The following is a 26,627-nucleotide window of genomic DNA, read 5'->3' on the forward strand; positions in this document are numbered from 1 at the left end:
GGTGAAAGATTATTCGGGGGCGGGCTTGCAATCAATGTGCATGATTTATTAATCAGTGGACCCACTTACAGGAGAATTTTTGATATGAAGGCGCTGCTGGAATGCATGTCGCACACTCCGCTAGTTGGGCACTTTGACCCGCCTCAAACGGTGCTCGAGGAAGTGGGGGCAGTAGTTATGGCAGCACGCAAACGCATTCATCAATTTAATCCAGAGTTGGTGATTTTATTTACGCCCGACCACTTCAACGGTTTTTTCTATGATGTTATGCCGTCGTTTTGTATCGGGATGGGCGCGCATGCAATTGGCGACTTCGGTTCCTTGGCGGGTCCTCTCGACGTGCCTCAGGCTCTGGCTGAGGATTGCGCAAACTTCGTACTTAATTCCGGCGTGGATGCTGCAGTGTCCTATGACATGCAGCTTGATCACGGCGCGGCGCAGCCGCTGGAGTTGTTCTTTGGTGCGCTGGGTCGATGTCCGGTAATCCCAGTATTCATCAATGCGGTGGCCGTTCCGCTTCCGAATTTTCAGCGTGCTCGCATGCTGGGACAAGCCATTGGTCGATGGGCTAGCAAATTAGACAAACGAGTACTGTTCATCGGTTCTGGTGGACTGTCGCATCAGCCCCCGGTACCTGAGCTGGCAACCGCAGATGCCCACATGGCGAACCGATTGAAAGGCGGCGGTCGCCAATTACCTGCGAGGGAGCGGGAATTACGGACTCAGCGGGTAATCATGGCCGCGCAGCGTTTTGTCGAAGACCAGCACTCGCTTCATCCACTGAATCCTGAGTGGGATCAAAACTTCCTCGACATTTTGAGTGATGGCCAATTGGCTCAGCTCGACAGCGTTGTGAATGCTGATCTGTCGGCGCGAGCTGGTAAGTCAACCCATGAAGTAAAAACTTGGATGGCCGCCTTCGCCGCGCTTCGTGCTTTCGGCCCCTATAAAACTCAAGGCCGCTATTACCGAGAAATTCCCGAGTGGATCGCGGGCTTCGGTGCCCTGAGCGCTGCTTTGGACTGATTTATTTCGGCTTGTTACGTTGCAGCAGAGGAAACCCAATGAGTCGCTTCAATGAAGAAATCACTAGTAAGTTTGTCACCATTAGCGACGCTGGTCGTTCTTGGAATATCCACTATAACGATATCGGGAGCAGCGACAAAGTCATTGTAATGCTGCACGGCTCCGGTCCAGGCGCCACGAGTTGGGCAAACTTCAATCGCAATATCGATCCCTTGGTCGATGCCGGCTTCCGTCTATTACTAATTGATTGCCCAGGGTGGGGTAAGAGCGACACAATTATCTGTGCTGAATCGCGCTCTGAACTTAATGGCCGTGTAGTTAAGGCGGTTATCGATGAGTTAGGACTCAGTAAAATTTCTTTGCTTGGCAACTCCATGGGTGGCCACAGCGCCGTGTCGTTTGCGCTTGCGAACCCAGGCAATGTCGACAAGTTAGTCCTAATGGGCGGAGGCACCGGCGGGGTAAGCGCGTTCGTACCAATGCCTACTGAGGGTATCAAGCTGATTGGCGCATTGTACCGGGAGCCTACTCTAGACAATCTAAAGCAGATGATGAATGTGTTTGTGTACGACGCAAGCGACATCACCGAAGACCTGATGCGGTCCCGCCTGATCAATATCAAGGCACGGCCCGATCACCTGGATAACTTTGTCAAGAGCTTGCAAGCCAATTCCAAGCAGTTCCCCGACCAGGGTTCACGCTTAGAGGAAATTAAGGCGGATACTCTGATCCTCTGGGGCCGCAATGATCGCTTTGTGCCAGTCGATACAGGCTACCGCTTGAACGCCGGCATCCTGAACTCGCAACTTCATGTATTCAATAAGTGCGGCCACTGGGTGCAATGGGAGCATGCCGAAAGTTTTAACCGCCTTGTGCTGGATTTCCTGAACCATTGAGACCTAACGTGCCTTCGCTAGGCCGAGAAAAAAACTATGAGCGTATCGAAAGACACCCTCGAAACACTCGCTGCAGCGCTTCGCCGCGCAGAAGCTAGCGGACGGAGTATTCGCCCGCTGCGTGAAGAAATTGGCATCGAAGCGGCAGACGCCGCCTACGCCATTCAACGCTTAAATGTGTCTGTTGCACAGGCCGAAGGCCGTCGCATCATTGGCCGGAAGATTGGGTTGACCAACAAGGCAGTCCAGGCGCAACTCGGAGTTGACCAGCCTGACTTCGGTACTCTCTTCGCTGATATGTGTTATGGCGACGGCAACACCGTGCCGTTTGATCGTGTCATGCAGCCGAAGATCGAAGCCGAAATTGCTTTGGTGCTGCATAGGGACTTGCCTTCAGTGGACACCACCTTCCTCGACGTGCTGGCAGCGACAGGTTGGGTATTGCCGGCATTGGAAATCGTCGGGTCACGCATCAAAGACTGGAACATTCGCTTCGTGGATACCGTGGCCGATAACGCCTCTAGTGGTTGTTTCGTCCTAGGCGGTCCGCTGCGGAATTTGGAAGGGGTAGATCTGCGCAACGCGCGGATGACCATGACTCGCAATGGTGAAGTGGTTTCCCAGGGCTCAGGCGCAGAATGCCTCGGCCATCCGTTGAACGCTGCTGCTTGGCTGGCCTCGACCATGGCACGCATGAATACCCCACTTAGGGCCGGCGATCTCATCCTAACCGGCGCACTGGGTCCGATGGTATCGGTGGCGATGGGTGACCAATTTGAAGCGGTGATTGAGGGCATTGGCATGGTTGGCGTCCAGTTCAGCGATCTGTAACCAATGTATGCGAGCTGCAGGGGATATTTATGAAAAAGAAACTCAAGGTAGCGATTATAGGGCCGGGCAACATTGGCACTGATTTGATGATAAAGGTGATGCGTAATGCCAAATACTTAGAGATGGGGGTCATGGTTGGTGTTGACCCCAACTCCGATGGTCTTGCTAGGGCCCAGCGGTTGGGCATTACGATTACCTCTGACGGCGTTCATGGGCTGGTTAACTCGCCAGAGTTCGTCGATATCGATTTCGTATTTGATGCCACTAGCGCAAGCGCCCATCTCAACAACAGCGCGATATTGCGTGCTGCTAAACCGGGTATTCGTTTAATCGATTTGACGCCGGCAGCCGTTGGACCTTACTGCGTGCCGGTGGTTAACCTCGAACAGAATCTGGGGCAGCTCAACGTCAATATGGTCACCTGTGGCGGCCAGGCTACCATTCCCATGGTCGCGGCAGTATCGCGTGTGGCCAAGGTGCATTACGCCGAAATCGTCGCGTCGATTGCCAGCAAATCTGCAGGTCCTGGTACCCGCGCCAATATCGATGAGTTTACTGAAACAACTTCAAGAGCCATCGAGATGATCGGCGGCGCTTCCAAGGGCAAAGCGATCATCGTGATGAATCCTGCCGAGCCGCCTCTGATGATGCGCGATACCGTCTTCGTACTCAGTGAGGCCGCAGATCAGGAGCTAATTGAGGCCTCCATCCAAGAGGTTACTGCGGCGGTGCAGGCCTACGTAGCTGGTTACCGCCTGAAGCAGAAAGTTCAATTCGACATCATCCCTACGGATGCGCCGCTGAACATCTCTGGCCTAGGCCAGTTCTCCGGCTTAAAAACCACGGTGTTCCTGGAAGTCGAGGGGGCCGCCCATTACCTGCCAGCCTATGCCGGTAATCTCGACATCATGACCTCCGCTGCCTTGGCCACCGCCGAGCGCATGGCGAAGTCGATGCTCAACGCCTAAGGAGTACGACATGACATCTACCCCTGGACAAAAAATCTATATTTCGGATGTAACGCTGCGAGATGGCAACCATGCGATCCGTCACCAATACTCAATACAGAACGTGCAGGACATCGCCCGCGCTCTGGATAGAGCCAGGGTTGACTCGATCGAAGTGGCTCACGGCGATGGCCTTCAAGGATCGAGTTTCAACTACGGCTTTGCTGCCCATACTGATTTGGAATGGATTGAAGCGGTCGCGGACGTTACTAAGCGCGCAAAGATTACCACTTTGCTCCTACCTGGCATCGGAACCGTGCATGATTTGAAAGCCGCTTACGACGCTGGGGCTCGTGGTGTGCGAATCGCCACTCATTGCACCGAAGCGGACGTGTCGAAACAACATATAGAATATGCTCGCGAACTGGGCATGGACACGGTCGGTTTTTTGATGATGAGCCACATGATCCCGGCTGAACAGTTAGCTGCGCAGGCCAAGCTAATGGAGACATACGGCGCGACATGCGTGTACATGGCCGACTCCGGTGGGGCGATGAGCATGCAGGATGTGCGGGAGCGTTTCCGCGCTTTCAAGGCAACCCTCAAGGCCCAGACCGAGACTGGCCTGCATGCTCACCATAACCTCGCGCTCGGCGTCGCCAACTCGATCACTGCCGTCGAGGAAGGGTGTAATCGCATCGATGCGAGCCTGGCCGGTATGGGGGCAGGCGCAGGCAACACGCCATTAGAGGTGTTCATCGCCGCCGCAGACCGCCTGGGCTGGAACCATGGTACGGACCTTTACACGCTTCTAGATGCAGCGGACGACATCGTTCGCCCCCTGCAAGATCGCCCAGTAAGGGTTGACCGCGAAACTTTAGCATTAGGTTATGCGGGGGTTTACTCAAGCTTCCTGCGGCATGCCGAGCTCGCCGCTGCTAAATACGGCCTGAAAGCACTCGACATCCTTGTTGAGCTGGGCAAACGCCGTATGGTCGGTGGACAGGAGGATATGATTGTAGACGTTGCCCTAGACCTCCTAAAACGCTGACTATAAGCTCGCGGTCAACTGGCCATACCGCGAGACGCCGGGGCGATCCTGGAACGCGCAGGGGTCGCTCCAAATGATTCGCTTTACATCTTTTTACTAAGGTGGCCTGAGCACGACTGCGCATGAAGTTATAGGGCTAGGTGTCTGGGGGCTTGGAAAGCCCTGGCCAATACCCCCAGGTTCAACCTAAATCACCAGAGACTTAAGGTGTAACCGATTACTATACGATTTTCGTCGATATCGTTAGTCAGGCCGCTGCCGGATCTAAACCGACCATTTCGCAAGGCAACGGACACATTTTTCAACGGACCGCTTTGCACGACATAGGACAGGTCGATATTGCGCTCCGCCTCCGTTCCGCTTGAGACGGCAGCGGTGCGTACATGAGAAGCCTTGACATAACGCGCCATCAATGTGAGGCCCGGAATTCCTATCCCTGCGAAGTCGTAGTCGTAACGATACTGCATGGCATCAGTATCGGCCTTAGTAAACGCACCGATTAACGAAAGGTTATTGGAGTAGGGTACTACTCCTAAGTAAGGGAAGTCTCCATCCCCGGAAAGATTCTGGTAGCCAATAGTGTACTTATGTGCACCCCACGAAAGGGTCTCGAAGGCACTGAAAAAATTATTATCAATTGTTCCTCGATCGACTCTAGAGGGGCTTGAAAGATTTTTTTCACCATAATCCGTCGAATGGAAGAAACGAATATCGGACTTCAGTGAGATGCTTTTCGAGAACGAGTAGGTGTGGATGCCACCTATGAAGCTCTGCCTGTATATATCGTCTAGCTGAGAAGCATAATAAGAGAGCGAAAAGCTTGGCGAAGCACTATAGACAGCCCCGGCATAGTCTAAGTGTGAAGCCCCCACTCGTGAGTACAGTAGGTCATCATTGCTGGACGAGTCTCGCAGGTTTTCTTTTTCGATGCGGCCGAGGTTAATAGTGAGGTTATCCAACTCTTTGGAGCTGATCATCGTTCCGGTGTAGGTGGATGGGAGCATCCGGCTGTCGCTGAAATTGACAACCGGCAACTTAGGTTGCAAGGTACCTATCAATATTTCAGTTTTGCTCACCCGCAGTTTACCAGTTAAGCCTAACTCGCTATAGCTATCCTCCGGGCGATTGGATGCCCCGTATGGAAGAAGGCCGGTACCTCTACGGTCAGGCGATGAGTCTAATTTGAGGCCGGTGAGTAAAAGCGCGTCTAACCCTACGCCAATCATTCCAGGTGTGAAACCAGAGCTAAACCGCACTATCATGCCCTGCGCCCATTCTTCGGCTTTGTTCTGAGAGGCACTTTCTTGGCGGAAATCCTTGTTAATATAAAAGTTTCTAAATTCGGCGCCGACTTTGCTGTCTTTGATGAAGTCGGCGTAAACGAAGGACGAATCAAGAAACACAGGGAAAGCCATCAGCGCAGCTGATGCGATTTTGCTTGTCATAGCGGTACCTTCTTATTTTTATGGCACTTATCAAGCTTGCGTTGGAGAGGCGAGGGCAGGGGCAAATAATTGGCAGCCGTTAAACGATTCACTATTCTACATAAGCGAATCTTGCGATCGGCTTACCGAATCCTCTCGCTCCGGTTACCTTTTAGATTCCAAGTACCTCCACTCTTTTCGGCTAGCTGCCAGCTCCAATGGAGGAACCCGTCCTAATGCGATGGCGCCGACAGCTCAGCGTCAAGTAGATGATTAACATGTTTACCATATTCTGTCACATTTTTTTCGAGGCCAGCTGGGTTTGCGGGCAACGCCATGCAGCCGATCTGCAATCAGATTACGGGCTCTAGCCTGATCAGAGAGCCCGAATTTACACAAGTTTTTTGTGTTTTTCCTTTTGTAAAACAAGTGGTTATGACTTTTGTGTGGCCAAAATCGGTCGGCAAGCTCATTTTTTTACACCCCATGGAAGGGGCGACGGACGGTGTGCTCGGCCATTGGCTCTCCTAGAAAAATAGTGAACATGTTGACAAAAATCTCTGTTGGGTATTTCCTAGAGGTGCCTGGCAGCTTCGATCCACCTGCCTACCTCCCCGCCGTTGTAGGAGGTTACGTGTGTACAAAAAAAACAACATCCCGAGCGGAGAATAGAATGATGGAGAGTGCAACATATGCACCGGAACACCGCGCACCTGCGGACGATCGCACTGCGCTAGATGAAGCAGTTAAAAAGTCATTTAGACATCTGCTGCCGCTATTATTTGCCTGCTATGTCATGGCGTACATTGACCGTATAAATTTTGGATTTGCGGCCATCACCATGAACTCGGACTTGGGCGTGACGCTTACCCAGTTCGGACTGGCTGGCACGCTCTTCTATGCAGCTTACTTTTTCTTCGAAATCCCCAGTAATCTGCTACTTGAGCGCTTCGGTGCTAGGCGGTGGATCGCTCGGATTATGATCACATGGGGGCTTGCTTCCATGGCCACCTGTCTCGCCACGGGACCATGGGGACTCTATGTTGCACGCATTGTGCTGGGGATTGCCGAGGCCGGTTTTGTCCCAGGTGTGCTGCTCTACTTAACCTTTTGGATCCCCGCAGCGAAGCGCGGTCGTGCTAACGCGCTCTTCATGATTGCTCAGCCCATGGCCATAATGCTGGGGTCGCCGCTCTCCGGCGGCATATTGGCATCAATGGACGGCTACCTTGGCATGCATGGCTGGCAGTGGATGTTTATCATTGAAGCTCTGCCTACCATCATACTGGGCCTGATGGTGCTCAAGTATCTGCCAGATGGTCCTCATAAAGCGCGCTGGCTAACGGAGGCGCAAAGCAAAGCATTGACGGCTGAGCTAGCCTCTGAGCAGGTGACAGGCAAAGTCGAGAAGAGTCGAGTTTCGCTTAAGCCACTGCTCAACACTCCTTTCGTGTTAACGTGTTTTGCTTATTTCGCTCTGGTTGCGAGCTTGAGTACGCTGGGCACTTGGTCGCCATTGATCATCAGGGAAATATTTAGCGGATCGAGCGTACTTAATATTGGTTTGGCAGCCGCAATTCCTGGACTTGCAGCCATTATTATGATGCCGCTGCTGAGTGGATCGTCAGATCGTCGCCAAGAGCGTGCTCATCATTTCGCGTTTGCCGCGAGTTTGTCTGCGCTTGGTTGGTTCGCTACTACCCTTACCGGTAATCCCTCCCTGCAGCTTATTGGTCTGGTTGCGGCGACCGCAGGAGGATTTTCTGCCATGCCTATTCTCTGGACAATCCCCCCAACCATTCTGTCTCGGCTCGCCAGGCCCATGGGTATCGCCACCATCAGTTGCTGCGGGATTCTGGGATCGGTGATTAGCCCAACAGCCAATGGCATGCTCCGCGAGGCGACAGGGAGCTACGTGGCTACCGGCTGGTTGGGCGTGTTCTGGATGTTGACTACAGCCGTATTGCTCGTTATCGCTGTGAAGGTCCAGCAGGGCATGACGCGCTCTGACGCTGGCTAGCCATGTGGGCTTAATAGGTATACCAGTGCGCTTGGCTAAAGCTAAGCTGCTATAGGATATTTGAGGAATAGTTATGAGTAATTACTACGAGCGTCCCCAGCGCTTCAGTGACGAGGAATGGTCGGCAAGAGTAAAGCTGGCCGCGTGCTACAGAATCTTTGATATGTTGGGGTGGAGTGAATCCATTTATAACCATATCTCGGTCAAGGTTCCAGGTGCCGAGCAATGTTTTCTAGTTAACCCCTTCGGGCTGCACTATTCGGAAGTGACAGCCTCTAATTTGGTGAAAGTTGATATTGAAGGAAATATCATCGGTCATTCAGATTGGCCAATCAATCCTGCAGGCTTTACTTTTCATAGCGTGATTCATAAAGAAGTTCCGGACGCTCACTGTGTTATGCATATTCACACGACACCCACGATGGCTGTGTGCTGCAGTGAGAAAGGCTTAGAGTTTACCAATTTTTATGCGGCAATGCTGTATAATAAGTTGGCCTACCATGATTTCGAAGGTATTACTCTTCACGCAGAAGAGGGGCATAGAATCTTGGAGAGCAGCAACGGAAAGCCGGTGCTGCTGTTGAAAAATCACGGGCCGGTGGTGATGGGGAGCTCTATAGCCAACGCATTTTCGCTGCTATGGCGGTTGCAGCGCGCATGTGAAGTTCAAGTGGCAACCGCTGCGCTCGGCAGCGCGGTCGCGATTGATGAAGCTGTCCTCCAACAGTGCGCAAAACAAACACTCAGTAGTAATCCAAAATACGGTGCTGGTGAAGATGTTTTCGCGGCGATGACACGCCTGGTTGATCGTATTGATAGTGCTTATAAGCACTGACGGCGCGATCGATCATATTCTGTGCTCTTGCGACAAGGGCATTAGCATTCAGGGTCAGGGGTTAAAACTCTTGGCCCTTTTTGTTTTCGTATTTTATAAATAAGTTCTCGATCTTCCTGCGTTTACTACTTGTTCTCATGGTATTGGGCGGTGTGGATCGCCATGGTCGGCGGAGGCTTTTAGTGGAAAAGTATCGTAATATTTTTGATCTTCGTTGTGCGGCTCGCCAGTCACTTCCTCAGCCTGTCTTCGAATACATGGATGGCGGTGCGGAAGATGAAACCACTTTGCGCGAGAGCATGAGTGACTATGATGCAATTAAACTCATACCCAAAGTGCTAAAGGATGTCAGTCGAATCTATCGTGGCGCTAAGCTGTTTGGTTCAGATATCACGGCGCCTATCATGATATCACCGACAGGATTGTCCGGACTGTACCATCGAGATGGAGAGCTAGCGGTAGCGAGGGCTGCTGGAGCATTAGGCATCCCTTATTCCCTTTCGACTCTCTCGACCTATTCAATTGAACAGGTTGCTAGCTGCGCTACCGGGCCGAAGCTTCTCCAAATCTATATTTTCAAAGATAAAGGGATTACACTTGATCTCATCGAAAGGGCGCGTGTTTCTGGTTACGACGGGTTGATTGTGACTCTGGACACTCCCATGGGAGGGAACCGAGAACGGGACTGGCGTAATGGTATGAGCGTGCCGCCTAGATTAGGATTGGCTAATCTTCTTAAATTTGCGCGCCGCCCCTGCTGGTCATTATCCGCCTTGCGCAACGTTGATCGCTTCGAGTTTGGAAATTTTAAGAGCGATCAGTTAGCGTCAATGAGTGGCGGCCCAAGTGTTAGTCAATTCGTTAATAGTCAATTCGACCGTGGACTGACATGGAAAGATATCGATTGGCTAAGGGGTCACTGGAAAGGGTCATTGGCCGTTAAAGGTATATTAGCCGCTGAAGATGCAGTCCAGGCTGTGAAAGCTGGATGTGATACTCTCCTCATATCCAATCATGGCGGGCGGCAATTAGATGGCGCGGTTTCTGCTATCAGTCAAATTGGTAAGGTGTCGGATAGCGTTGGTGGCGAAGCGGCTATCGTATGTGACGGAGGAATACGGCGGGGATCTCATATTTTAAGGGCGCTGGCCATGGGTGCCACTGCGTGCTCTATTGGGCGGCCGTATCTTTACGGCCTTGCTGTCGGTGGCGAAGTAGGAGTACGAAGGGCGCTATCACTGCTCATCGAGGAACTTGACAGAGCGATGACGCTGACCGGCGTTGGCAATATTGCCGGCGTTAATCAAACTATTCTAGCCTATAACTAGTAAGCTCCCATTCCATTGCGTTGGCTGTTGGGATTTTAAAGTATAGGCCATTCGGATAAAGAGCTGGGAGCCGAGATTTGCAACCCCGGCTTCCAACAACTGAAAGTTACAAATCTACGCGCATTGGATTGATCTGAAGATTAATAGATCCTCGATGCCAAATTTGCCATTCTCCCGACCGAAGCCGGAATTTTTCCAACCACCAAAAGGGGTCGCCAGGTTCTGAGGCGCCCCATTGATGATGACCTGGCCGGTCTGCAACTGTTCGGCCACCTTATTCGCTCGTTCCAGGTCGCGCGACCAAACCGCACCAGAGAGACCGTAATCTGTGGAATTGGCGATTTCGACCGCTTCTTCCTCGGTGTCGTACGGGAGCAGGCAAACCACAGGCCCGAAGACCTCTTGTTGTGCGATCTCAGAAGCAGGGTCGACGTTGCTCACGATGGTAGGGGCAATGAAGAAGCCTCTCTCAAAACCGGCAACGGGCAGGTCTCCCGTAGAGCGAACAACAGCGCCGGCGTCGAGCGCTGTCTGTATCATGCGCTGTATATGCCTGAACTGCTTTTCGTTGGCGACTGGGCCCAATCGAGTATCTGCCTGGCAAGGGTCACCGAGCTTCCATTGCCTGGCTTCGCTGAGGTAGCGCTCGGTGATTTCAGCAACGAGTTTGCGTGGAGCAATAATCCTGGACTGGCTGACGCAGGTCTGGCCAGAGTTGGCCAGCGACATGCGCACGATGTGAGGCAAGGCGGCATCAAGATCGGCATCTTCCAGGACGACCGCCGCAGACTTGCCGCCGAGCTCAAGCGTTAGGCGCTTAAGGCTTTCAGCCGCCTTCACCATGATTGCCTTGCCTACGGGCGTGGAGCCCGTAAAGCTCACGTGGTTGATGTCGGGATGAGTGACGAGGTACTCACCGACATCGGCGCCGCCCCAGACCATGTTGAACACACCTGCCGGCAGCGAAGTCTCGGCTACGCATTCGGCAAAGATCTCAGCAACACCAGGGCTCACTTCGCTGGGCTTGAGCACTACTGAGCAACCAGCAGCGATCACAGCGGCAACCTTGGCCACAATCTGATGCAGTGGGAAGTTCCATGGTGTCAGAGCTGCTACAACGCCTGCACCTACGCGCTGAACCCGGCCATTACCGATAGTCTCTTCCCAGCTGATCTGATCAATGCCTTCAATCGCCAGCTCAATGCCTTTGGTCGCCATGCCAAGCTGCATGCTTTGCCCCAGGAATTTCGGGCAACCTATCTCTAGGGCCAGAGCTTCTGCAATGTCTTCATTGCGAGCCGAGAGCGCAGTCGATAGCTCGGAGAGCGCTGTTTTTCGCTCGGAAAGAGAACTCTTGCTCCAGGTACGGTGACCCTGCTTCGCGCTCGAAATAGCATCATCGACGTCTGCCAGCGAGGCGAAGGTAACTCGACCCACCACACGACCGAGGACGGGGGAGACCACGTCATAGCCAGTGTTGCCGGAGCAGCGCGAAGCGCTGCCCTGGCTGAAGAACTTGTTGTATTCGATCATGAGAATACGGCCTTCAGGGGGTTGGCTGGAGTGTTAGGGGCAGCCACGCCACCGAGCGGCTGCAGGCGCAGCAGGTGCCATGGGCTTGGCATCACCCCAACTTTTACTTCGATCATCAGTGGGCCGTCTTTGGTGATCGACTCGCTGACTGCTTTGCCCAGATCTTCCGGGTTGTCTACCGAAACGAAGTCGACGCCAAAGGACTGTGCCAGCAGTCCGAAATCAGGGTTGGCCAGCTCTACCGCCACTTCAGCGCCAAACTGACGCTTCTGGATAGCGCGAACGTTGCCGTAATGCCCGTCGTTGAAGACGATCAAGGTGATAGGCAGGTTGTAGCGGTTGGCGGTAGCCAGTTCCTGGAGGTTCCAGCCGAAGCCGCCGTCACCGGTAATCGATACAACGCGACGGCCATCGCCACCCACTGCAGCGCCCAGGGCAACCGGAAAACCGTAGCCCAGAGTGCCTTGGTAGCCTGGGCCAATGTAGGTACGAGGCTCATACACCGGGAAGGCGATACGTGCCAGGTAACCAATCTGAGTCAGTTCGTTGACGAAGATTGCATCATCAGGCATCGCGTTGCGCAGCTGAGCGACATAGCTGGCCTGCGGTTGAATTTCCTCAATCTGTTGCGAGGCCCAATCTTTCACAGACAGGGCTTGCTCATTGGTTAGGGCCTTATGAGCCTTGACCAAGTTGGCGATCACAGGAACTACATCGCCCAGATCAGCTTCGATGGCGACGCTTGGCGTGCGAGGAGCGGTCATGTCATCAGCGTCGATGTTGACGAAGATGAACTTGGCCTTCTCCATTGGCCAGGAAGTGTCAGGGCTCAGCACGTCCATGAAGCGGCTGCCCAGCACGAGTACCAAGTCCGCATATTCGAATACAGCACGGCCAGCAAGCGAGTTCATCGCAAGAGGGTGACGATCACTGATGGCGCCACGACCATTGTCGCTCATGACCACTGGGGCGCCGATTTTTTCAGCCAGGGCCAAGATACCTGCACGCGAAGCGGTGGACAGCGATCCGCCACCTGCATAGATCACTGGCAGCTTGGCCTCGTTGATCAGTGCTACAGCATCGTTGATCAGCGTCTGATCGAGCTTAGCGACAGCCAGGGTTGGCACCTCCGGTGCTACATCAGGCAGGTCGTAGCTTTCTTGCAGGAAATCGTGCGGGACTTCGACGCCGACTGGGCGGGGGCGGCCTTGGTTGATCTGCGCGAACGCCTCGTCCACAGCACTTGGGATATCTTCGCCCTTTTGAACCAGGGTGTTCCACTTGGTCAAGCCAGCAACGAAGCCGGTCTGATCTTTGATCTCGTGGAGCAGGCCGTAGCCTTTGCCGATGCCTTTGGAGCAGATCTGTCCGGTCAGGAACATAACCTTAGAGTTGGAGGCATAGGCGGTCGAGAGGCCTGCGCCTGCGTTGAGAGCGCCTGGGCCTGGTACGACCATCGCGGTGCCGACTTTGCCGGACGCACGGAAGTAACCATCCGCCATGTAAGTCGTGGTTTGCTCGTGGCGGGGAACGAACAGCTTCACCTCGCCATCCTTCTGGCGCAGAGCGTCTACAGCCCAGTCGAGCTGAATGCCAGGGATCATGAAGAGATCTTTGACGCCGTTACGAATCAGGCTTTCCGTAAAGATCATTCCACCAGTTTTTTTCATTGCAAGGCACTCTCTAAGTATCGATTGTTTTTAAGATTGCGAATTTTATGGAGGAGCAAGCGCAGTCTCCATTTGTAGCTCTTAGAGGCATGGTGGGTATGTTTAAATGCTTAGTCGCTCTGGGTAAGAGCGACATGGTCGCATGCATGGCTCACGGAAAGCACAGCGAAGCATAAACTACCCTGGTTGGCGTCTAATTTTTTCCAGGTCTTTCAAAAGCTCTAGCAGCAATTCGGCTTTCTTGCGGCCATATCGCTCGAACAAATCGTCATAAATCGCTTGAGTCGCATCCGCCGCGCGTTGGGCTACTTTGCGCCCCTCAGCCGTCAATGAAACGGTATAAGCGCGCATATCAACCTGAGATTTTTGCTTCTCCATCCAGCCCAGGTCGCTTAGAGCCGAAACAATACGCGCCATGCTGACTTTGTGAATGCAGCTCAATCGGCACAAGTCAGCGAATGGAATCTCCTCATACTCAAACGAAATGCGCATTACTCGCCATTGTTGCTCGGTGACGTTCAGCTCCTGCAGAATTGGCGAGAAGTTTGAAACCACCGCGTCTCTGGCGCGCAGACACGCAAGAGCTAAAGAGTGCTCGGCGTATCGAAAGTCCAGATTCTGATCTGTGGGTGACATGCTTTTATCCTGGTTTTCAAGTCATTTACTGGACGTCTGAAGACGCCCCTGTGCTGAATCGTACCGCAGCAGAAAAGTCAAGAAAACCAAGATGTCAGCGATTATGAAAAGATTGTTTTCAAATCTTGGCTGTTGTCAGGCAGATGCCCTTTTTTCGCCACGGCAGTGCCCACGAATTTTTTGGCCAGCATGAACGCGCGTGGATCACTGATCGAATCGACGGCTTGTAGTACTTCGCCTTTGAAGTACCAGAAGCTTGCGCTTGAGCCATCCGGAGTGATCCGGGAGATCACGTGGTCGTGATCAAAGCTCAGGCCTGCGATTTGCATTTTGTAGCTATATTGGTCAGACCAGAACCAAGGTTTCGGAGCGTAGCTGCCAGCGAGGCCCAAGATGTCCCGGGCGGTTGTGTCGGCCTGCTCTAGAGCATTCTGCACCGATTCCAGTCGAATGGTTCTGCCGTTGAAATCAAAGCTAGTGCAGTCACCGATCGCATAGATGGAGTCGACGGAGGTGCGGCACTGCGCATCGACCTTGATGGCATCCAGCTTCAGCTCAACACCTGCTGCGCTAGCGAGTTCGGCGTTTGGAATGATGCCGATGCCAACTACCAAGACGTCTGCCGGCAGCTCTTCTCCAGATTGGAGTAGAACGCTGGATACGGCACCGTCCTGGACGTCATATCGCGCAACCTCAGCACCTTCGAAAATCCGCACACCACGCTTGCAGTGGAAGTGACGAACAAAATTGGAGGTTTCCTGGCAGGCCACGCGCTGAAGAATTCGTTCTGCTCGCTCAATTACCGCCACCTCGACATCGGATGCGCGTGCGACAGCAGCGATTTCCAGCCCGATGTAGCCACCGCCGATGATCACCATGCGCTTTCCTGGCTGCAGGTAGCTGTTCAGCGCATCCGCATCCTTCAAGTCACGGAATGTATAGACGTTCTTCAGGCCTTCGCTTGGCAGCCCCGGCAAGGGGCGTGCACGCGAACCCGTTGCGAAGACAAGCTTGTCGTAGGGGAACGCCTGGCCAGCCTGAGTGATGACCTCTTTGCGCTGAGTATCGACACTCTCGACCTTGAGATTGAGATGGACGTCGATTTTTTCCTCATCGTAGCTGTGCGCCGGTCGGATGAAGAGGTCATCGATCGGTGCGAGCCCATTAAGGTATTTCTTCGACAGAGGTGGCCTCTGATAGGGGTGAACCGCCTCCTCACCAATTATGGCAACCTCACCTTGAAAGCCATGCTCTCTAAGGCGGAATGCGCAAGTTGCTCCGGCTTGGCCTGCTCCGACAATCACAACTTTCATTTCTTATACTCCGGGCAGCAAGTAGCTATCGTCAAATTCACCAAACATCACTTTGGCGCGAATCTCTCCAACGTATCCAATTTCCAAGAAGCTTGAGCCCGACTTGTTGCCGGAGTCGAGAGATTCTGCGATTTCTTCAGCAAACATCCCCGCAGCTTCTCGGTCGATTTCCCATTCCAGGCGAGATTCTGGGGTTCGATGGAGGATCAAGCCCCGTGTCCGGTGGTCATCCACCAGTTTGATGGTGATATCGTGAGTTGCCGATGCGACAAAGGCGAGCTCCTTGATATCTACATCGCGTGGATTGATCGACAGTGCATAGAAGAATTCTTGAAGCTGTGAAACGTCGCTGCGCTCCCCTACAATTAGCAGCAATGGGTGAAAGTCGCTCGGCATATAGTGAAAGCGCAGCATGGCTTTAGATCTCTTCTTGGGTTGCGTGTTCGACGATGTCCTGGCTATGAATAAGCTCGCGGCCACTGGAGTCTTCAACTTCAACCCACTGCCCATCGCCCATGTTTTCAACGCAGACGACGTGGCGTCCGCCTTTGATGACAAGTTTGTCGCCTGGTTTGATTTCGTAGAGATTGATCATAGTCATTAGAAGAATGCAGTCAGGTTTTTAACGAGTAGGACGTTTTGATCGAGGATGATTTCTCGCTCAAGTACACGCCAGCCATGTGCGGTCTCAACCAGGGTGTCGTAGCGCTTGCCAACCATGGTGTTGACCTCGTACTCAACGCGGTTGAGGTAGACCATGAAGCGGCAGCTGGTTTTCACCGTGCGCAGGCCGTTCTCATCCTTGTTTTGCTCCAGGACGCGTACGTTGGTGATCAGATGCGAGATCCGCGACAGCGGCTCCTCCGCATAGTGAACGCCCGTCAGGATTTGCTCGACGCGTTTGGTGAGTGTCCATTTGCCTTCGTCGAACCAGCTGATATCCGAGCCCAGCTTGGTGTTCTCTTTTTCTGCGTGCTGGCCGAACTTGACGTTGCGGCGCATGGGCATGAAGTACTTGATGTCTTCATGCAGCAGCTCAAGCCACTCGTTGTAGCGGCGCTCGTCCATGAGATCGGCTTCGTAGTAGAAGAAGCTCGCGATCTCTGGCGTGATGTCCAGATGCTCGGTCAGGAATTCTTTGGTGCTCATGAGTGTTTACCCAATGGAATAGAGGAGCCTTGGTGAGCGAAACAGCCCACATCGATGATGGTGCCGCTGATTGCTTGGGCATCATCCGAAATGAGGAAGCGGATGGCTGCCATCATGTCCTCGCCATTAATCGCGCGGCCTGCCACTGACCCCACGAAATTGGTCGGGAATGCAGCACCAGCCTCTTCGAGTCGGCCTCGGGTCATGCCGGCATCAATTCCGCCGCCACCAGGTATGACCATGTTCACGCGGATCTTTTGCGAGAAGTGATCAAGAGCCAGGGCGGCGTTCAGGGCAACGAGGCCACCCTTACTGGCGGCGTACGCCGCCATATTGGGTTTCCCCCAACCTGCACCGGATCCCACGTTGACGATGCTTCCGCCACCTTGGCTTTCCATGTGGGGGATGGCTGCTCGAGCCATCAGGTACGGGCCGCGCAGGTTGACTGCGAGGATCTTGTCCCAAAGCTCTGGCGCCGTATTCAATACCGTACCCAGTGGGCCAATTGCGGCGTTGTTCACCACGGCATCGATACGCCCATAGGCTTCGAGAGTCGTGTTAATGACACGATCTACATCGGCCTCAAGCGTAACGTCGGCCTCCAGCGCGATGAGCGAAAGCTCTTCGGCCCTGGCGTCCTGATTCATTGCGTCGATGGTATTGGTCGCAATGCTGCCTGCCTGTTTTTGGCCAATGCCAAAGGCCACTACCTGGTAGCCCGACCTGGCAAGGCCCATGGCGACGCCATGGCCCAGGCCGAAAGTGCCACCAGAAACGATGACTACTTTGCTCATTTCACTCGCTCCGGTTCTGGAAACGTGGGTCGTGCTCGCCGCTGAGTACGCTCCAGTCCTTCTCGAAGATGTAATCCTGCCAACGGAGGTAGAAGCCGCGCGCCATGTGCTCGGTGACTGAGGTGCTCACGTCGCCTTTGATGCGCAGGCCGTTCACGATTGGGTCGGTCGTGTTTTTGTTCAGCGACTGCTGATAGTTGAATGGGTAGCGCTTGGAAATGGTGCCGCCGCAAGCTTTCGTGGCGTACAGCCAGTTCTCCATGTCGTCCTGTTCGGTCATGCCAGCAGGGCCCGAATAGCGCATGTAGTAGTGGCGCAGGAAGTCCTTAACCTTCTCGGGCGCATCAGCGTCTACCAGGAAGAAGCGCCATCCTTCAGTTTCATTTGGGCTGTGTGGGTGCCACACGCAGAGGCTGCGCGGCTGGGTGCCATGGAACGAGGTGTTCGGGAAGATCGTGCCTACGAATGGACGCAGACGGTAAGCGTCACCTTTGGCAGCTTTGCGCTTATTGAAGTTGTCGCGGAAGTACTGCTCGATTTCCGGGTCATTTTTGAACTGCTCGACATACTCCTGGCCTTCAGGTTGAACGGCTGAGTGCACGCCATGGCCGTGCGGGAAGCTGACCCACACGTGTTTGGAGAATTCCAGCTCGTTGTCACGGCGACCTTTCACGCCCTGCTCAGCCGAAGGGCCGATGCCGATCAGGTCAACCGACCGGTGGCTTGGGTTGTGGTAGGTATCGCCGAGGAAGTTCTCAGCAGCGTATTTCCAGTTGGCAGGGAAGATCCATTTGTGGACGCCAACCACTTCCGATCCACCTGGACGACCGTCACGATGATCCAGGGCGAGATCCAAGTGAGTGACCGCATCGCCCAGGTAGTCCATGAACTCAGGTGCTTCCGGATCCCACGTGGCCCACACGGTGCCCTTGTAGATTGCCAGTTTGGCGACCTCAATCAGCGACCAGTCGGCTTTATCGAAGCAGTCACCGTAGATGTCCTTGGCCATTGGCACGCCACGGAGTTGGCCATCGGTCGAGAATGTCCAGCTGTGATAAGGGCAGGTAAACAGCGAGGTGTTCCCGGACTCGTAGCGGCACACCTTCATGCCGCGATGGCGGCAGGAGTTCAGGAACACGTGGACTTTCGAGGCCTTGTCACGAACCAGGAGAACCGACTCTTCACCCATGCGGGAAGAGAAGAAGTCACCCGGGTTCGGGATTTGACTTTCGTGACCAACGAACAGCCAGGCGCGAGCAAAAACCGTTTCCAGCTCTTTTTTGTAGATATCTGCATCAGAGAAAATCTTACGATCGATAACGCCGTTTTCGACGTCAACAAATTTTCCTGTTGAAGCGATGATGTTCATTTGTCATGCCTATCGTGGATGAAATATTTAGGCTTTGCTCGACCGGTTGCTGATGTGTCAGGCAGCCACGCAACGACCTCACCCTCAGCGCAATGCTGGGTGTTCGGAACGTCGATCAATCAAAAGCACGGGGCTCAGCTTGATAGCCTTTCAGCGCGGAGGGCTCCGGCTGAGGAAAGGCAGTGGCGCCGGCTGGTTTGGGCGCCAGCGGTTCGGGGAATGTCAGACAAGCGCAACGGTTCATGGCAGTCCTTCCTGATTTTGAGGCCAGGTTCTTGTTTTTTTGGTTCTGCTCGCCGCCTCATTCGCTTGAGCAAGTACGGCTTGATTTCGAGGCTATTCCTGCAAAGGCCAAAAGTCAACATGTTAACTAAATTGCCGTTTCGTTTCTGATGCCTTTGGGTCTATTTTAGCCGCTTGCAAAGTGGCTGCGAGGTGCGTATCCATTGACTTTGCTGCGTTTTTTGCATCGCATAATCAAGTGATTTCGAGGCCAGAGAAGGATCGGAAAGAGGTGACAAATGGAGGGTAAAGGGGCTTGCCAGAACCTTGTGAATAGCGTTTACTTGGTTAACATGTTAACTGTGCAGAGGCGCTAAAAATGACAAAAATTACGTTCATCCAGCCTGATGGGATTGAAAAGCAAGTGGATGCCGCCGATGGCCACTCGCTGATGGATGCAGCAGTCCGAAACGGTGTGAAGGGCATGGAAGCCGAGTGCGGTGGTGCATGCTCGTGTGCAACCTGTCACTGCTATATCGAGGAGCCGTGGTTCGACACGGTCGGGCCTGCAGAGGGTGACGAAGAGGGCATGTTGGAGTTCGCCTTTGAGGCGAAGGAAAACTCCAGGCTCGGTTGCCAGGTGAAGGTAAGTCCGAGTTTGGACGGCTTGGTCGTGCGACTGCCGTCTAGCCAAGGCTGAGTCCTCGTAAGCTTTGTTATCGACTCAATGCTACTCAACGGGCCTGATCAAATAGCATAGATCCCTTGCCGAGGATTCGGGCCCATTGATGTTTCGAGTTCCATCCCATGCGCTCTCTATTCCGATATCTGCTCCTCGCACAAGGCGCTGGCATGCTTCTCTGTGGATTCAAATGTCTAACTCAACCTATCGAGTCTCCCTCACGCTCGCATTGCTCCAGGCTCGGGCTTCGGCAATGAGCTTCTTCCGGCCCGTACTCAACAAGTATGGCGTTACCAGTCAGCAGTGGCGGGTGATCCGTGTCCTTCATCAGAACGGCCAAACAGAGATGTACCGACTGGCAGAGCTGGTTTGTATTCTCCAGCCGAGTTTGACTGGGATTCTTAAGCGAATGGAGTCTCAAGGGTTGGTGAGCCGGCAGCGTTCAGAGGTCGATCAGCGATGCGTCTTGGTTAGCCTATCGAGCCATGGGCAAGCGCTTTACGGGCTGGTTGAGCAAGACATCAACCAGTGTTATGACCGGCTGGAGATGGGATTGGGTAGGGACAGTCTGCGAGATCTCTTGGACTTGTTGGACGAGCTCAAGAGGGTCAGCCCCGTCAACCAGGTTTGAGGGGGCTGCGTAATTAGCACTTGGTGCAGAGAGTGGGTTAGTACACGCCCCCGCCATTCTGAAGTGGAAGCTGAGTATCTTTGAAGCGTGCTGCGAGAGTTTGTAGCCCGCGCATCAAGACAGTTGTGTCCACACCTACAGCCACGAACGTGGCGCCAAGCTCGAGATAGCGACGAGCAAGCTTCTCATCCGCGCTGAGAATGCCTGCGGCTTTCCCTGCCTTACAGATTCGAACGATCGCATCTTCGATTGCAGCCTGAACCTCTGGGTGGCCAGGGTTGCCTCGATACCCCATTGCTGCAGACAAGTCGGCAGGGCCGATGAAAACACCATCTACGCCCTCGACCGCAGCGATCGCATCCAGATTATCGAGACCCTCACGGTTCTCGATCTGCACCAGAAGGCAGATCTCTTGGTCCGCCTGGTTCAGGTAGTCAGGTAGGGTGTTCCAGCGAGAGGCGCGGGCAAGGGCGCTGCCAACCCCCCGGATTCCAGATGGCGGATAGGTGACGGAGCGCACCAGGTGCTGTGCTTGTTCGGCTGTCTCGACCATTGGAACCAGCAATGTTTGAGCCCCGATATCCAAGACCTGCTTGATCAGTGCTGTGTCGCCAACGACCGGACGAATTACGGGTTGTGAGGGGTAGGGGGCTACCGACTGCAGCTGGCTAAGCAGTGAGCGGATGTCGTTTGGCGCGTGTTCTCCATCCAGCAGGAGCCAGTCGAAACCTGCATTGGCAGCCAGTTCCGCGCAATAGGCATCTGCAAGTCCGAGCCACAGACCAATTTGTGGCTCGCCGGATTTCAGGCGTGCTTTGAATGAGTTTTTCATTGCTAGGAGCTCCTGCAATTAAACGAAGCGGCAGGCAATGCTGCCCAGCATGTCGTAGTCCACGTGGAAAGTGTCGCCTGGGCGTGCCGCGACAGGTCGAGTGAACGAGCCGCCTAGAATGATTTGACCTGGTTCAAGCGTAACGTCGTATGGGGCCAGCTTGTTGGCGAGCCAAGCCACACCCTTCGCGGGATGGTTCAAAACTGCTGCGCTAACACCGGATTCTTCAATTACCCCATTTCGGTAAAGGACTGCTGGAACCTTGCGCAGGTCGATGTCGGTCGGACGGACGGGGCGACCGCCCATAACCACGCCGGCGTTTGCTGCGTTGTCGGAGATAGTGTCAAAGACCTTGCGAGTAGCCTGCGTCTGCGGGTCTACCTGTTGGATCCGTGCGTCGATGATCTCCAGTGCTGGAATCACCCATTCGGTGGCCTCAAGAACATCGAACACAGTGCAGTTCGGCCCTTTGAGAGGCTTGCCCAGAATGAAAGCGAGCTCGACTTCTACGCGAGGTACGATGAAGCGCTCGAAGGGAATGTCGGTGCCTTCGTCGAAGAGCATATCATCGAGCAGCGCGCCGTAATCAGGCTCGGTAATGTTAGAGGAAACTTGCATGGCTCGAGACGTCAGGCCGATCTTGTGTCCTACCAGCTTGCGGCCAGCTGCAATCTTCTTGGCAACCCAAGCTCGTTGGATGGCGTACGCGTCTTCGATGCTGATCGCAGGTTGGTCAAGAGAGAACTGGCGCACCTGTTCACGAGTGCGTTCGGCCTGGTCGAGTCGCTCAGCGGCCTGCTGGATGAAGGTGTTATCAAGCATGATTTGTCTCTTTAGAAGGTGAGCAGCGCGCGGCAGGTGTCAGGCCGGGCGATTGAATAGGGGGTGTAAGGTGCTGTGCTTGGCGTCGAACACTTGCTGGGTGCTCTCGTCGATTTGCAAAGTGATGCCGATCGGGCGCTCTTGCAGCAGCTCGTCTAGGCGGCTTTTCAGCACCTGCAGCAAGCTGTCCCCGACGCTGTTGTGCACCGACTTGCTGCGGCCACTTCCCATGCGCAGGTTGGCATATAGGAAGCCGAAGTTACCGCTGCCGTCAGCCACCGCGCAGTGGGCTGCGGGGTAGGCCAGCACGCGGGTGCCACCGACGGGGAACACGGTCTTGCCAGTATCGTCACGCTGTTCGAGCATGCAGTCTGCCAGGGCGCGGCACAGGCCAGGAATGTCGGCATCGCGTTCCAGATCGGGGGTGTAGAGCAGTACCAGGTGGGGCATGACGTAGATCCTCGTCAGGGCGGCAACCTGCCGTCCTTATGGAGGGCAGGCGCGGGGGCGGTTCACAAGCGGCTGGTTGATACCACTGCGCCCGGATTGGCAGCCTGTGCTGATGGAATGGCCGAGCCATCCTGCGGAGTGACCGGGAAGATCGCATTGATCTGACCGGTGCCCGAAGAGCCGAAGTAGGGAGTCACTATCTCGGCGTGGCCGTCATATTTCGACCAGCCAAGGGCGCCAAGCAGCATTGCCGTGTCGTGCATGAAGCCTTCGCCGTGGCCCTTGGCCGCGTACTCTGGCAGCATCCCGCAGAACTCATCCCATTCAGCGTTCTCCCACATCTGCACCACGCGATGGTCGAGGGTTTCCAGGAATGGACTCCATACCTTCGTTGCAAAGTCCGGGGCCTGGCCGTTTTGAGCAAAACGGTGCGAAAGCGATCCGCTGGCTAGGAAGGCAACGGTACCATCGTAGTGATCTTCCACCGCCTTGCGCATGGCCCAGCCGAGGCGGGCGCTGTCGGCCAGATAGTGGAAGGTGCAGAGTGCTGAGACCGAGATCACCTTGAAGTGTTGGTCTTGGTTCATGTAGCGCATCGGCACCAAGGTGCCGTACTCGGGGCCCAGGGTGGTCGCATGGTGGGCCATGGTCTCGACACCGAAGCGATTGCATTCCTCGGCCAGGAGCTTGCCGAGCTCGGTGTTGCCGGGGAACTCGTATTCCATGTTGCTGATGAAATGCGGCAGCTCATTGCTGGTATAGAGGCCCTTGAAATGCGGCCCGCACAGCACATGGTAGTTAGCATTGACCAGCCAATGGGTGTCGAATACCACGATGGTGTCTACACCCAGCTCACGGCAGCGGCGACTGATCTCATAGTGCCCATCGATCGCGGCTTGGCGGAAGCCATGGCGCGGCCCAGGCAACTCGGACAGGTACATGGAGGGGACATGAGTGATCTTGGCTGCGAGTGCCAGCTTGCCCATGATGAATCTCCTTCTTGTTGTAAGGCCACCGAGCCGGCACGTTGGCGATCCGTCAGAACTGCCTCAATTCCCGGCTCAGTGGAAAGAGTCACACCCCCCAGCGCGGGATGTGGTGGCTGCCCATCGAGATGCAAACGTTCTTGATCTCGGCGAACACTTCGAAGCTGTACTGTCCACCCTCGCGGCCAGTGCCGGACCCCTTCACGCCACCGAATGGCTGACGCAGGTCGCGCACGTTATGGCTGTTGATGAACACCATGCCAGCCTCGATGCCGCGTGCCAGGCGGTGGGCCTTGCCGATGTCCTGCGTCCAGATGTACGAGGCCAGGCCGTATTCGGTGTCGTTGGCCAGTTGCAGCGCCTCGGCTTCGTCCTTGAACGGGATCAGGCAGACCACCGGGCCAAAGATTTCTTCCTGGGCAATGCGCATCTTGTTGTTCACGTCGGCGAACACGGTGGGCTGGATGAACTGCCCCTTGGCCAGGTGCGCCGGTAGGCCCGCCGGGCGCTCCAGGCCACCGGCAACTAGACGTGCGCCCTCCTCGATGCCGATGCGGATGTAGCCGGTGACCTTGTCGTAGTGCTGCTGGGTGATCATCGAGCCGACCTGGGTCTTCGGATCGGTCGGGTCGCCGACGATCAGGCGCTTGGCGCGCGCTGCGAACTCGGCGACGAACTGCGGGTACACGCTCTCCTGGATGAAGATCCGGCTGCCGGCGGTGCAGCGTTCGCCGTTGAGCGAGAAGATGGTGAACAAGGCTGCGTCCAGCGCGCGCTCCAGATCGGCATCTTCGAAGATCAGCACCGGCGACTTGCCGCCCAGCTCCATCGAGTATTTCTTCAAGCCAGCGGTCTGCATGATCTTGCGACCCGTGGCGGTGCCGCCGGTGAAGGAAATGGCGCGTACGTCCGGGTGGCGGACCAGGGCGTCACCGGCGGTGGCGCCGTAGCCCTGGATCACGTTCAGCACGCCGTTGGGAATGCCGGCCTCGACCGCCAGGCGGCCGAGTTCGTTGGCGGTCAGCGGCGACAGCTCGCTCATCTTCAGCACCGCGGTGTTGCCCAAGGCCAGGCATGGCGCGGTCTTCCAGGTGGCGGTCATGAACGGCACGTTCCACGGGCTCACCAGACCACACACACCCACGGGCTGGTACAGGGTGTAGTTGAGCATCTGGTCATCGACCGGGTAGGTGTGGCCGTCCATGCGCGTGCAGACTTCGGCGAAGAAATCGAAGTTGTGCGAGGCACGGGGGATCAGCACGTTTTTGGTCTGGTGGATCGGCAGGCCGGTGTCCAGGGTCTCGAGTTCGGCCAGCTTCGGCACGTTCTGGTCGATCAACTCACCCAGCTTGCGCATCAGTCGGGCACGTTCCTTGGCTGGGGTGTTGGCCCACTTGGGGAAGGCTTCCTTGGCCGCGGCGACAGCCTGGGCGACTTCCTCGGCACCGCCGCTGGCGACTTCGCAGATGGCGTCGCCGGTGGCCGGGTTGTAGTTGACGAAGGTGTCTTTGCTTTCGACCTCACGGCCGTTGATCCAGTGCTTGATCATGCTGCTCATGCCTTGTTGTTCTTGAAGAAATCAGCTTCGCTGACGATTCGGTTGGCCAGCCGGCCCACGCCTTCCACTTCCACCACCACTTCATCGCCTGGTACCACGTCGGCCAGGCCTTCCGGGGTGCCGGTGGCGATCATGTCGCCGGGTTGCAGGGTCATGAAGCTGGAGAAGTATTCGATCAGGTACGGAATGTCGAAGATCATGTCCGCGGTGGTGCCTTCCTGCTTCAGCTCGCCGTTGATCCAGGTGCGCAGCTTGAGGTTGCTGACGTCCGGCACGTCGGCGGCATCGACGATCCACGGCCCGACCGGGGTGGTGGCGTCGCGGTTCTTCACCCGCAGGTTGGGGCGGTAGTAATTCTCGAGGTAGTCGCGAATGGCGTAGTCGTTGCACACGGTGTAGCCGGCGACGTAGTCGAGGGCGTTTTCGCGCTTGACGTTTTTTGCCGGCTTGCCGATGACCGCGACCAGCTCGCACTCGTAGTGCATGTACTCGACGTTGTCCGGGCGCCAGGTGACCTGGTCGTGGCCGGTGTAGGTGCCTGGCGACTTGATGAAGGCCAGCGGCTCAGTGGGCGGGGTGAAGGCCAGTTCGCGGGCGTGGTCGGCGTAGTTCAGGCCCAGGGCGAACATGCTGCCGGTGGCGGGTGGCAGCCACTCGACCTGATGCTCGGCCAGCAGCCGGCCATCGGCCAGGCGCAAGGTGTTATCGGCCTCGACGGTGACACTGTGGACATTGCCTTCATAACGGATGCGTGCGTGCTTCATGCCTGGTCCTCCGACTCGGCGACGATGGTGTTCGCCAGGCGGCCAAGGCCTGTGATTTCAACCTCCACGAAATCTCCTGGCTGAACATCCACGCGACCTTCTGGGGTCCCGGTGATCAACACGTCGCCCTCGTCGAGGGTCATAAACTCGCTCAGCTCGGCAATCAGGCGCGCAACGGAGCGCACCTGATTAGCGGTGGTATTTTCCTGAACAACCTTGCCGTTTACGTAGAGCTTGATGGTGAGGTCTTGGGGCGTAGCAATTTCATTGGCAGGGATGATTTGTTCGCCGACAGCGCAGAAGCCGTCGCGGCACTTGGCCTTCACCGCTGGTCGGTAATAACTGTCTTCTGGGAGGCTGAATTCATTAACGATGGCGTAGCCGGCAACGTGACTCAGAGCGTCGGCTTCTTTCACTCGGCTTGCGCGCTTACCAATGACAACCCCGAGAGCTGGACCAGGCTGAAGGCGTTCTCCGGTGGGGCGAACAACCACACCCTTATGCTCGTTGCGAGTGTTAGGTGTCTTGATGAACAAGACCGGCTTCAGGGGGGGCTGCTTGTACGGCGGCTTGTGGAAGTCAGCTAGGTGTTGATCAAGCAGACCTTTGTAGTTCAGCGCGATCCCGAAGAGGGTTCCGTTCGCTCTAGCGTGCGGAATAGGGGGCATCAACTGTCTCCTGGTGGGTCTGATCGCATCATGAGGGTGGCGACCAGATTGGTAAACATGTTTCCTTTATAGTTAAGATGTTAACAATGGTCAAGCGCAGTGATGATGGCTAGATTTGATTCTGACGAAGGGCTCTGTGATCTTGAGGGTCAGCGAAGGCAGGGCCTTCACTGCTTGATGTCGCGGAGGG

Annotated in this window: 27 protein-coding genes; 10 read left to right on the forward strand and 17 right to left on the reverse strand. The window is 55.2% G+C overall.

Translation table 11 applies throughout. From position 1 onward, the window contains the following. Positions 1–84 precede the first annotated feature (84 nt). The 5 genes from OSW16_RS08975 to dmpG are packed head-to-tail and all read left to right on the forward strand — an operon-like array spanning position 85 to position 4,751. A complete protein-coding gene (locus tag OSW16_RS08975) occupies positions 85–1,026 on the forward strand; it encodes a 3-carboxyethylcatechol 2,3-dioxygenase (protein WP_267822418.1) in 942 nt (313 codons plus the stop codon). Between the two features lie 38 nt (positions 1,027–1,064). Beyond that, positions 1,065–1,922: an alpha/beta fold hydrolase gene (locus OSW16_RS08980; protein ID WP_267822420.1), complete on the forward strand. Its 858-nt coding sequence runs from the start codon at positions 1,065–1,067 to the stop codon at positions 1,920–1,922. Between the two features lie 36 nt (positions 1,923–1,958). Next, positions 1,959–2,753 carry a 2-keto-4-pentenoate hydratase gene (gene mhpD / locus OSW16_RS08985; protein ID WP_267822422.1) on the forward strand — a complete coding sequence of 265 codons (795 nt, stop codon included), beginning with the start codon at positions 1,959–1,961 and terminating at the stop codon, positions 2,751–2,753. A 29-nt stretch (positions 2,754–2,782) separates the two neighbouring features. After that, complete coding sequence (locus OSW16_RS08990) at positions 2,783–3,721, forward strand: acetaldehyde dehydrogenase (acetylating) (protein ID WP_267822423.1); 939 nt, start codon at positions 2,783–2,785, stop codon at positions 3,719–3,721. A gap of 10 nt (positions 3,722–3,731) precedes the next feature. Then, positions 3,732–4,751: a 4-hydroxy-2-oxovalerate aldolase gene (dmpG, locus tag OSW16_RS08995; RefSeq protein WP_267822425.1), complete on the forward strand. Its 1,020-nt coding sequence runs from the start codon at positions 3,732–3,734 to the stop codon at positions 4,749–4,751. Between the two features lie 191 nt (positions 4,752–4,942). Here the strand turns inward: dmpG and OSW16_RS09000 are convergent, their stop codons facing one another. Next, the gene (locus OSW16_RS09000) at positions 4,943–6,196 is read right to left on the reverse strand and encodes an OprD family porin (protein ID WP_267822427.1); all 1,254 of its coding nucleotides are present in this window, start codon (positions 6,194–6,196) and stop codon (positions 4,943–4,945) included. A gap of 652 nt (positions 6,197–6,848) precedes the next feature. Here OSW16_RS09000 and OSW16_RS09005 point away from each other — a divergent pair. The 3 genes from OSW16_RS09005 (at position 6,849) to OSW16_RS09015 (ending at position 10,358) form a co-directional block, all read left to right on the forward strand. After that, on the forward strand, positions 6,849–8,195 hold the full coding sequence (locus OSW16_RS09005) for an MFS transporter (protein WP_267822429.1): 1,347 nt from the start codon (positions 6,849–6,851) through the stop codon (positions 8,193–8,195). A 73-nt stretch (positions 8,196–8,268) separates the two neighbouring features. Continuing rightward, a complete protein-coding gene (locus OSW16_RS09010; protein ID WP_267822431.1) occupies positions 8,269–9,030 on the forward strand; it encodes a class II aldolase/adducin family protein in 762 nt (253 codons plus the stop codon). 182 nt (positions 9,031–9,212) lie between these two features. Further along, positions 9,213–10,358: an alpha-hydroxy acid oxidase gene (locus tag OSW16_RS09015; RefSeq protein WP_267822433.1), complete on the forward strand. Its 1,146-nt coding sequence runs from the start codon at positions 9,213–9,215 to the stop codon at positions 10,356–10,358. Between the two features lie 114 nt (positions 10,359–10,472). On the opposite strand, the gene OSW16_RS09020 is transcribed toward OSW16_RS09015, so the two are convergent. The 9 genes from OSW16_RS09020 to OSW16_RS09060 form a co-directional block, all read right to left on the reverse strand. After that, positions 10,473–11,891, reverse strand: coding sequence for an aldehyde dehydrogenase family protein (locus tag OSW16_RS09020; RefSeq protein ID WP_267822435.1), 1,419 nt, complete (start codon positions 11,889–11,891; stop codon positions 10,473–10,475). Continuing rightward, positions 11,888–13,561: a thiamine pyrophosphate-dependent enzyme gene (locus tag OSW16_RS09025; RefSeq protein WP_267822437.1), complete on the reverse strand. Its 1,674-nt coding sequence runs from the start codon at positions 13,559–13,561 to the stop codon at positions 11,888–11,890. Before OSW16_RS09025 ends, OSW16_RS09020 begins: the two co-directional genes overlap by 4 nt. A gap of 177 nt (positions 13,562–13,738) precedes the next feature. Further along, positions 13,739–14,197 (reverse strand): MarR family transcriptional regulator, encoded by a 459-nt coding sequence (locus OSW16_RS09030; protein WP_232894108.1) that lies wholly within the window; start codon positions 14,195–14,197, stop codon positions 13,739–13,741. A gap of 101 nt (positions 14,198–14,298) precedes the next feature. Next, the gene (locus tag OSW16_RS09035; protein ID WP_267822441.1) at positions 14,299–15,510 is read right to left on the reverse strand and encodes an NAD(P)/FAD-dependent oxidoreductase; all 1,212 of its coding nucleotides are present in this window, start codon (positions 15,508–15,510) and stop codon (positions 14,299–14,301) included. Between the two features lie 3 nt (positions 15,511–15,513). Further along, positions 15,514–15,924 carry a hypothetical protein gene (locus OSW16_RS09040; protein WP_267822443.1) on the reverse strand — a complete coding sequence of 137 codons (411 nt, stop codon included), beginning with the start codon at positions 15,922–15,924 and terminating at the stop codon, positions 15,514–15,516. A gap of 4 nt (positions 15,925–15,928) precedes the next feature. Next, on the reverse strand, positions 15,929–16,111 hold the full coding sequence (locus tag OSW16_RS09045; protein ID WP_267822445.1) for a hypothetical protein: 183 nt from the start codon (positions 16,109–16,111) through the stop codon (positions 15,929–15,931). Then, complete coding sequence (locus OSW16_RS09050; RefSeq protein WP_267822447.1) at positions 16,111–16,659, reverse strand: 3-phenylpropionate/cinnamic acid dioxygenase subunit beta; 549 nt, start codon at positions 16,657–16,659, stop codon at positions 16,111–16,113. Before OSW16_RS09050 ends, OSW16_RS09045 begins: the two co-directional genes overlap by 1 nt. After that, entirely contained in the window at positions 16,656–17,453 is a 798-nt protein-coding gene (locus OSW16_RS09055) for an SDR family NAD(P)-dependent oxidoreductase (RefSeq protein WP_267822449.1), read from the reverse strand. Before OSW16_RS09055 ends, OSW16_RS09050 begins: the two co-directional genes overlap by 4 nt. A gap of 1 nt (position 17,454) precedes the next feature. After that, a complete protein-coding gene (locus tag OSW16_RS09060; RefSeq protein ID WP_267822451.1) occupies positions 17,455–18,822 on the reverse strand; it encodes an aromatic ring-hydroxylating oxygenase subunit alpha in 1,368 nt (455 codons plus the stop codon). Positions 18,823–19,423: 601 nt separating this feature from the next. Here OSW16_RS09060 and OSW16_RS09065 point away from each other — a divergent pair. Both OSW16_RS09065 and hpaR read left to right on the forward strand, forming a co-directional pair. Then, positions 19,424–19,744: a 2Fe-2S iron-sulfur cluster-binding protein gene (locus OSW16_RS09065; protein ID WP_267822453.1), complete on the forward strand. Its 321-nt coding sequence runs from the start codon at positions 19,424–19,426 to the stop codon at positions 19,742–19,744. Positions 19,745–19,979: 235 nt separating this feature from the next. Then, positions 19,980–20,357: a homoprotocatechuate degradation operon regulator HpaR gene (gene hpaR, locus OSW16_RS09070; protein ID WP_418942180.1), complete on the forward strand. Its 378-nt coding sequence runs from the start codon at positions 19,980–19,982 to the stop codon at positions 20,355–20,357. 37 nt (positions 20,358–20,394) lie between these two features. Here hpaR and hpaI read toward each other — a convergent pair whose 3' ends face one another. The 7 genes from hpaI to OSW16_RS09105 all read right to left on the reverse strand — a co-directional run bounded on the left by hpaI (position 20,395) and on the right by OSW16_RS09105 (position 26,437). Then, a complete protein-coding gene (hpaI, locus tag OSW16_RS09075) occupies positions 20,395–21,189 on the reverse strand; it encodes a 4-hydroxy-2-oxoheptanedioate aldolase (RefSeq protein WP_267822456.1) in 795 nt (264 codons plus the stop codon). 18 nt (positions 21,190–21,207) lie between these two features. Then, positions 21,208–22,011 carry a 2-oxo-hept-4-ene-1,7-dioate hydratase gene (hpaH, locus tag OSW16_RS09080; protein WP_267822458.1) on the reverse strand — a complete coding sequence of 268 codons (804 nt, stop codon included), beginning with the start codon at positions 22,009–22,011 and terminating at the stop codon, positions 21,208–21,210. Positions 22,012–22,050: 39 nt separating this feature from the next. Then, the gene (locus OSW16_RS09085; protein WP_267822460.1) at positions 22,051–22,461 is read right to left on the reverse strand and encodes a 5-carboxymethyl-2-hydroxymuconate isomerase; all 411 of its coding nucleotides are present in this window, start codon (positions 22,459–22,461) and stop codon (positions 22,051–22,053) included. Positions 22,462–22,523: 62 nt separating this feature from the next. Continuing rightward, the gene (gene hpaD / locus OSW16_RS09090; protein ID WP_267822462.1) at positions 22,524–23,447 is read right to left on the reverse strand and encodes a 3,4-dihydroxyphenylacetate 2,3-dioxygenase; all 924 of its coding nucleotides are present in this window, start codon (positions 23,445–23,447) and stop codon (positions 22,524–22,526) included. Positions 23,448–23,535: 88 nt separating this feature from the next. Beyond that, entirely contained in the window at positions 23,536–24,996 is a 1,461-nt protein-coding gene (gene hpaE / locus OSW16_RS09095; protein WP_267823925.1) for a 5-carboxymethyl-2-hydroxymuconate semialdehyde dehydrogenase, read from the reverse strand. A gap of 5 nt (positions 24,997–25,001) precedes the next feature. Then, a complete protein-coding gene (locus OSW16_RS09100; protein WP_267822464.1) occupies positions 25,002–25,769 on the reverse strand; it encodes a fumarylacetoacetate hydrolase family protein in 768 nt (255 codons plus the stop codon). Then, entirely contained in the window at positions 25,766–26,437 is a 672-nt protein-coding gene (locus OSW16_RS09105; RefSeq protein ID WP_267822466.1) for a fumarylacetoacetate hydrolase family protein, read from the reverse strand. The genes OSW16_RS09100 and OSW16_RS09105 overlap by 4 nt, the downstream gene beginning before the upstream one ends. Between the last annotated feature and the right edge of the window lie 190 nt (positions 26,438–26,627).

It is taken from the genome of Pseudomonas putida, assembly GCF_026625125.1.
In the GTDB taxonomy this organism is placed as follows: domain Bacteria; phylum Pseudomonadota; class Gammaproteobacteria; order Pseudomonadales; family Pseudomonadaceae; genus Aquipseudomonas; species Aquipseudomonas putida_X.

Excerpts from the sequence above, each read along its gene's own strand:
- OSW16_RS08975 (WP_267822418.1), top strand. The coding sequence starts at position 85 with ATGAAGGCGCTGCTGGAATGCATGTCGCACACTCCGCTAGTTGGGCAC.
- OSW16_RS08980 (WP_267822420.1), top strand. The coding sequence starts at position 1,065 with ATGAGTCGCTTCAATGAAGAAATCACTAGTAAGTTTGTCACCATTAGC.
- mhpD (WP_267822422.1), top strand. The coding sequence starts at position 1,959 with ATGAGCGTATCGAAAGACACCCTCGAAACACTCGCTGCAGCGCTTCGC.
- OSW16_RS08990 (WP_267822423.1), top strand. The coding sequence starts at position 2,783 with ATGAAAAAGAAACTCAAGGTAGCGATTATAGGGCCGGGCAACATTGGC.
- dmpG (WP_267822425.1), top strand. The coding sequence starts at position 3,732 with ATGACATCTACCCCTGGACAAAAAATCTATATTTCGGATGTAACGCTG.
- OSW16_RS09000 (WP_267822427.1), bottom strand. The coding sequence starts at position 6,196 with ATGACAAGCAAAATCGCATCAGCTGCGCTGATGGCTTTCCCTGTGTTT.
- OSW16_RS09005 (WP_267822429.1), top strand. The coding sequence starts at position 6,849 with ATGATGGAGAGTGCAACATATGCACCGGAACACCGCGCACCTGCGGAC.
- OSW16_RS09010 (WP_267822431.1), top strand. The coding sequence starts at position 8,269 with ATGAGTAATTACTACGAGCGTCCCCAGCGCTTCAGTGACGAGGAATGG.
- OSW16_RS09020 (WP_267822435.1), bottom strand. The coding sequence starts at position 11,891 with ATGATCGAATACAACAAGTTCTTCAGCCAGGGCAGCGCTTCGCGCTGC.
- OSW16_RS09025 (WP_267822437.1), bottom strand. The coding sequence starts at position 13,561 with ATGAAAAAAACTGGTGGAATGATCTTTACGGAAAGCCTGATTCGTAAC.
- OSW16_RS09030 (WP_232894108.1), bottom strand. The coding sequence starts at position 14,197 with ATGTCACCCACAGATCAGAATCTGGACTTTCGATACGCCGAGCACTCT.
- OSW16_RS09035 (WP_267822441.1), bottom strand. The coding sequence starts at position 15,510 with ATGAAAGTTGTGATTGTCGGAGCAGGCCAAGCCGGAGCAACTTGCGCA.
- OSW16_RS09040 (WP_267822443.1), bottom strand. The coding sequence starts at position 15,924 with ATGCTGCGCTTTCACTATATGCCGAGCGACTTTCACCCATTGCTGCTA.
- OSW16_RS09045 (WP_267822445.1), bottom strand. The coding sequence starts at position 16,111 with ATGACTATGATCAATCTCTACGAAATCAAACCAGGCGACAAACTTGTC.
- OSW16_RS09050 (WP_267822447.1), bottom strand. The coding sequence starts at position 16,659 with ATGAGCACCAAAGAATTCCTGACCGAGCATCTGGACATCACGCCAGAG.
- OSW16_RS09055 (WP_267822449.1), bottom strand. The coding sequence starts at position 17,453 with ATGAGCAAAGTAGTCATCGTTTCTGGTGGCACTTTCGGCCTGGGCCAT.
- OSW16_RS09060 (WP_267822451.1), bottom strand. The coding sequence starts at position 18,822 with ATGAACATCATCGCTTCAACAGGAAAATTTGTTGACGTCGAAAACGGC.
- OSW16_RS09065 (WP_267822453.1), top strand. The coding sequence starts at position 19,424 with ATGACAAAAATTACGTTCATCCAGCCTGATGGGATTGAAAAGCAAGTG.
- hpaR (WP_418942180.1), top strand. The coding sequence starts at position 19,980 with ATGAGCTTCTTCCGGCCCGTACTCAACAAGTATGGCGTTACCAGTCAG.
- hpaI (WP_267822456.1), bottom strand. The coding sequence starts at position 21,189 with ATGAAAAACTCATTCAAAGCACGCCTGAAATCCGGCGAGCCACAAATT.
- hpaH (WP_267822458.1), bottom strand. The coding sequence starts at position 22,011 with ATGCTTGATAACACCTTCATCCAGCAGGCCGCTGAGCGACTCGACCAG.
- OSW16_RS09085 (WP_267822460.1), bottom strand. The coding sequence starts at position 22,461 with ATGCCCCACCTGGTACTGCTCTACACCCCCGATCTGGAACGCGATGCC.
- hpaD (WP_267822462.1), bottom strand. The coding sequence starts at position 23,447 with ATGGGCAAGCTGGCACTCGCAGCCAAGATCACTCATGTCCCCTCCATG.
- hpaE (WP_267823925.1), bottom strand. The coding sequence starts at position 24,996 with ATGATCAAGCACTGGATCAACGGCCGTGAGGTCGAAAGCAAAGACACC.
- OSW16_RS09100 (WP_267822464.1), bottom strand. The coding sequence starts at position 25,769 with ATGAAGCACGCACGCATCCGTTATGAAGGCAATGTCCACAGTGTCACC.
- OSW16_RS09105 (WP_267822466.1), bottom strand. The coding sequence starts at position 26,437 with ATGCCCCCTATTCCGCACGCTAGAGCGAACGGAACCCTCTTCGGGATC.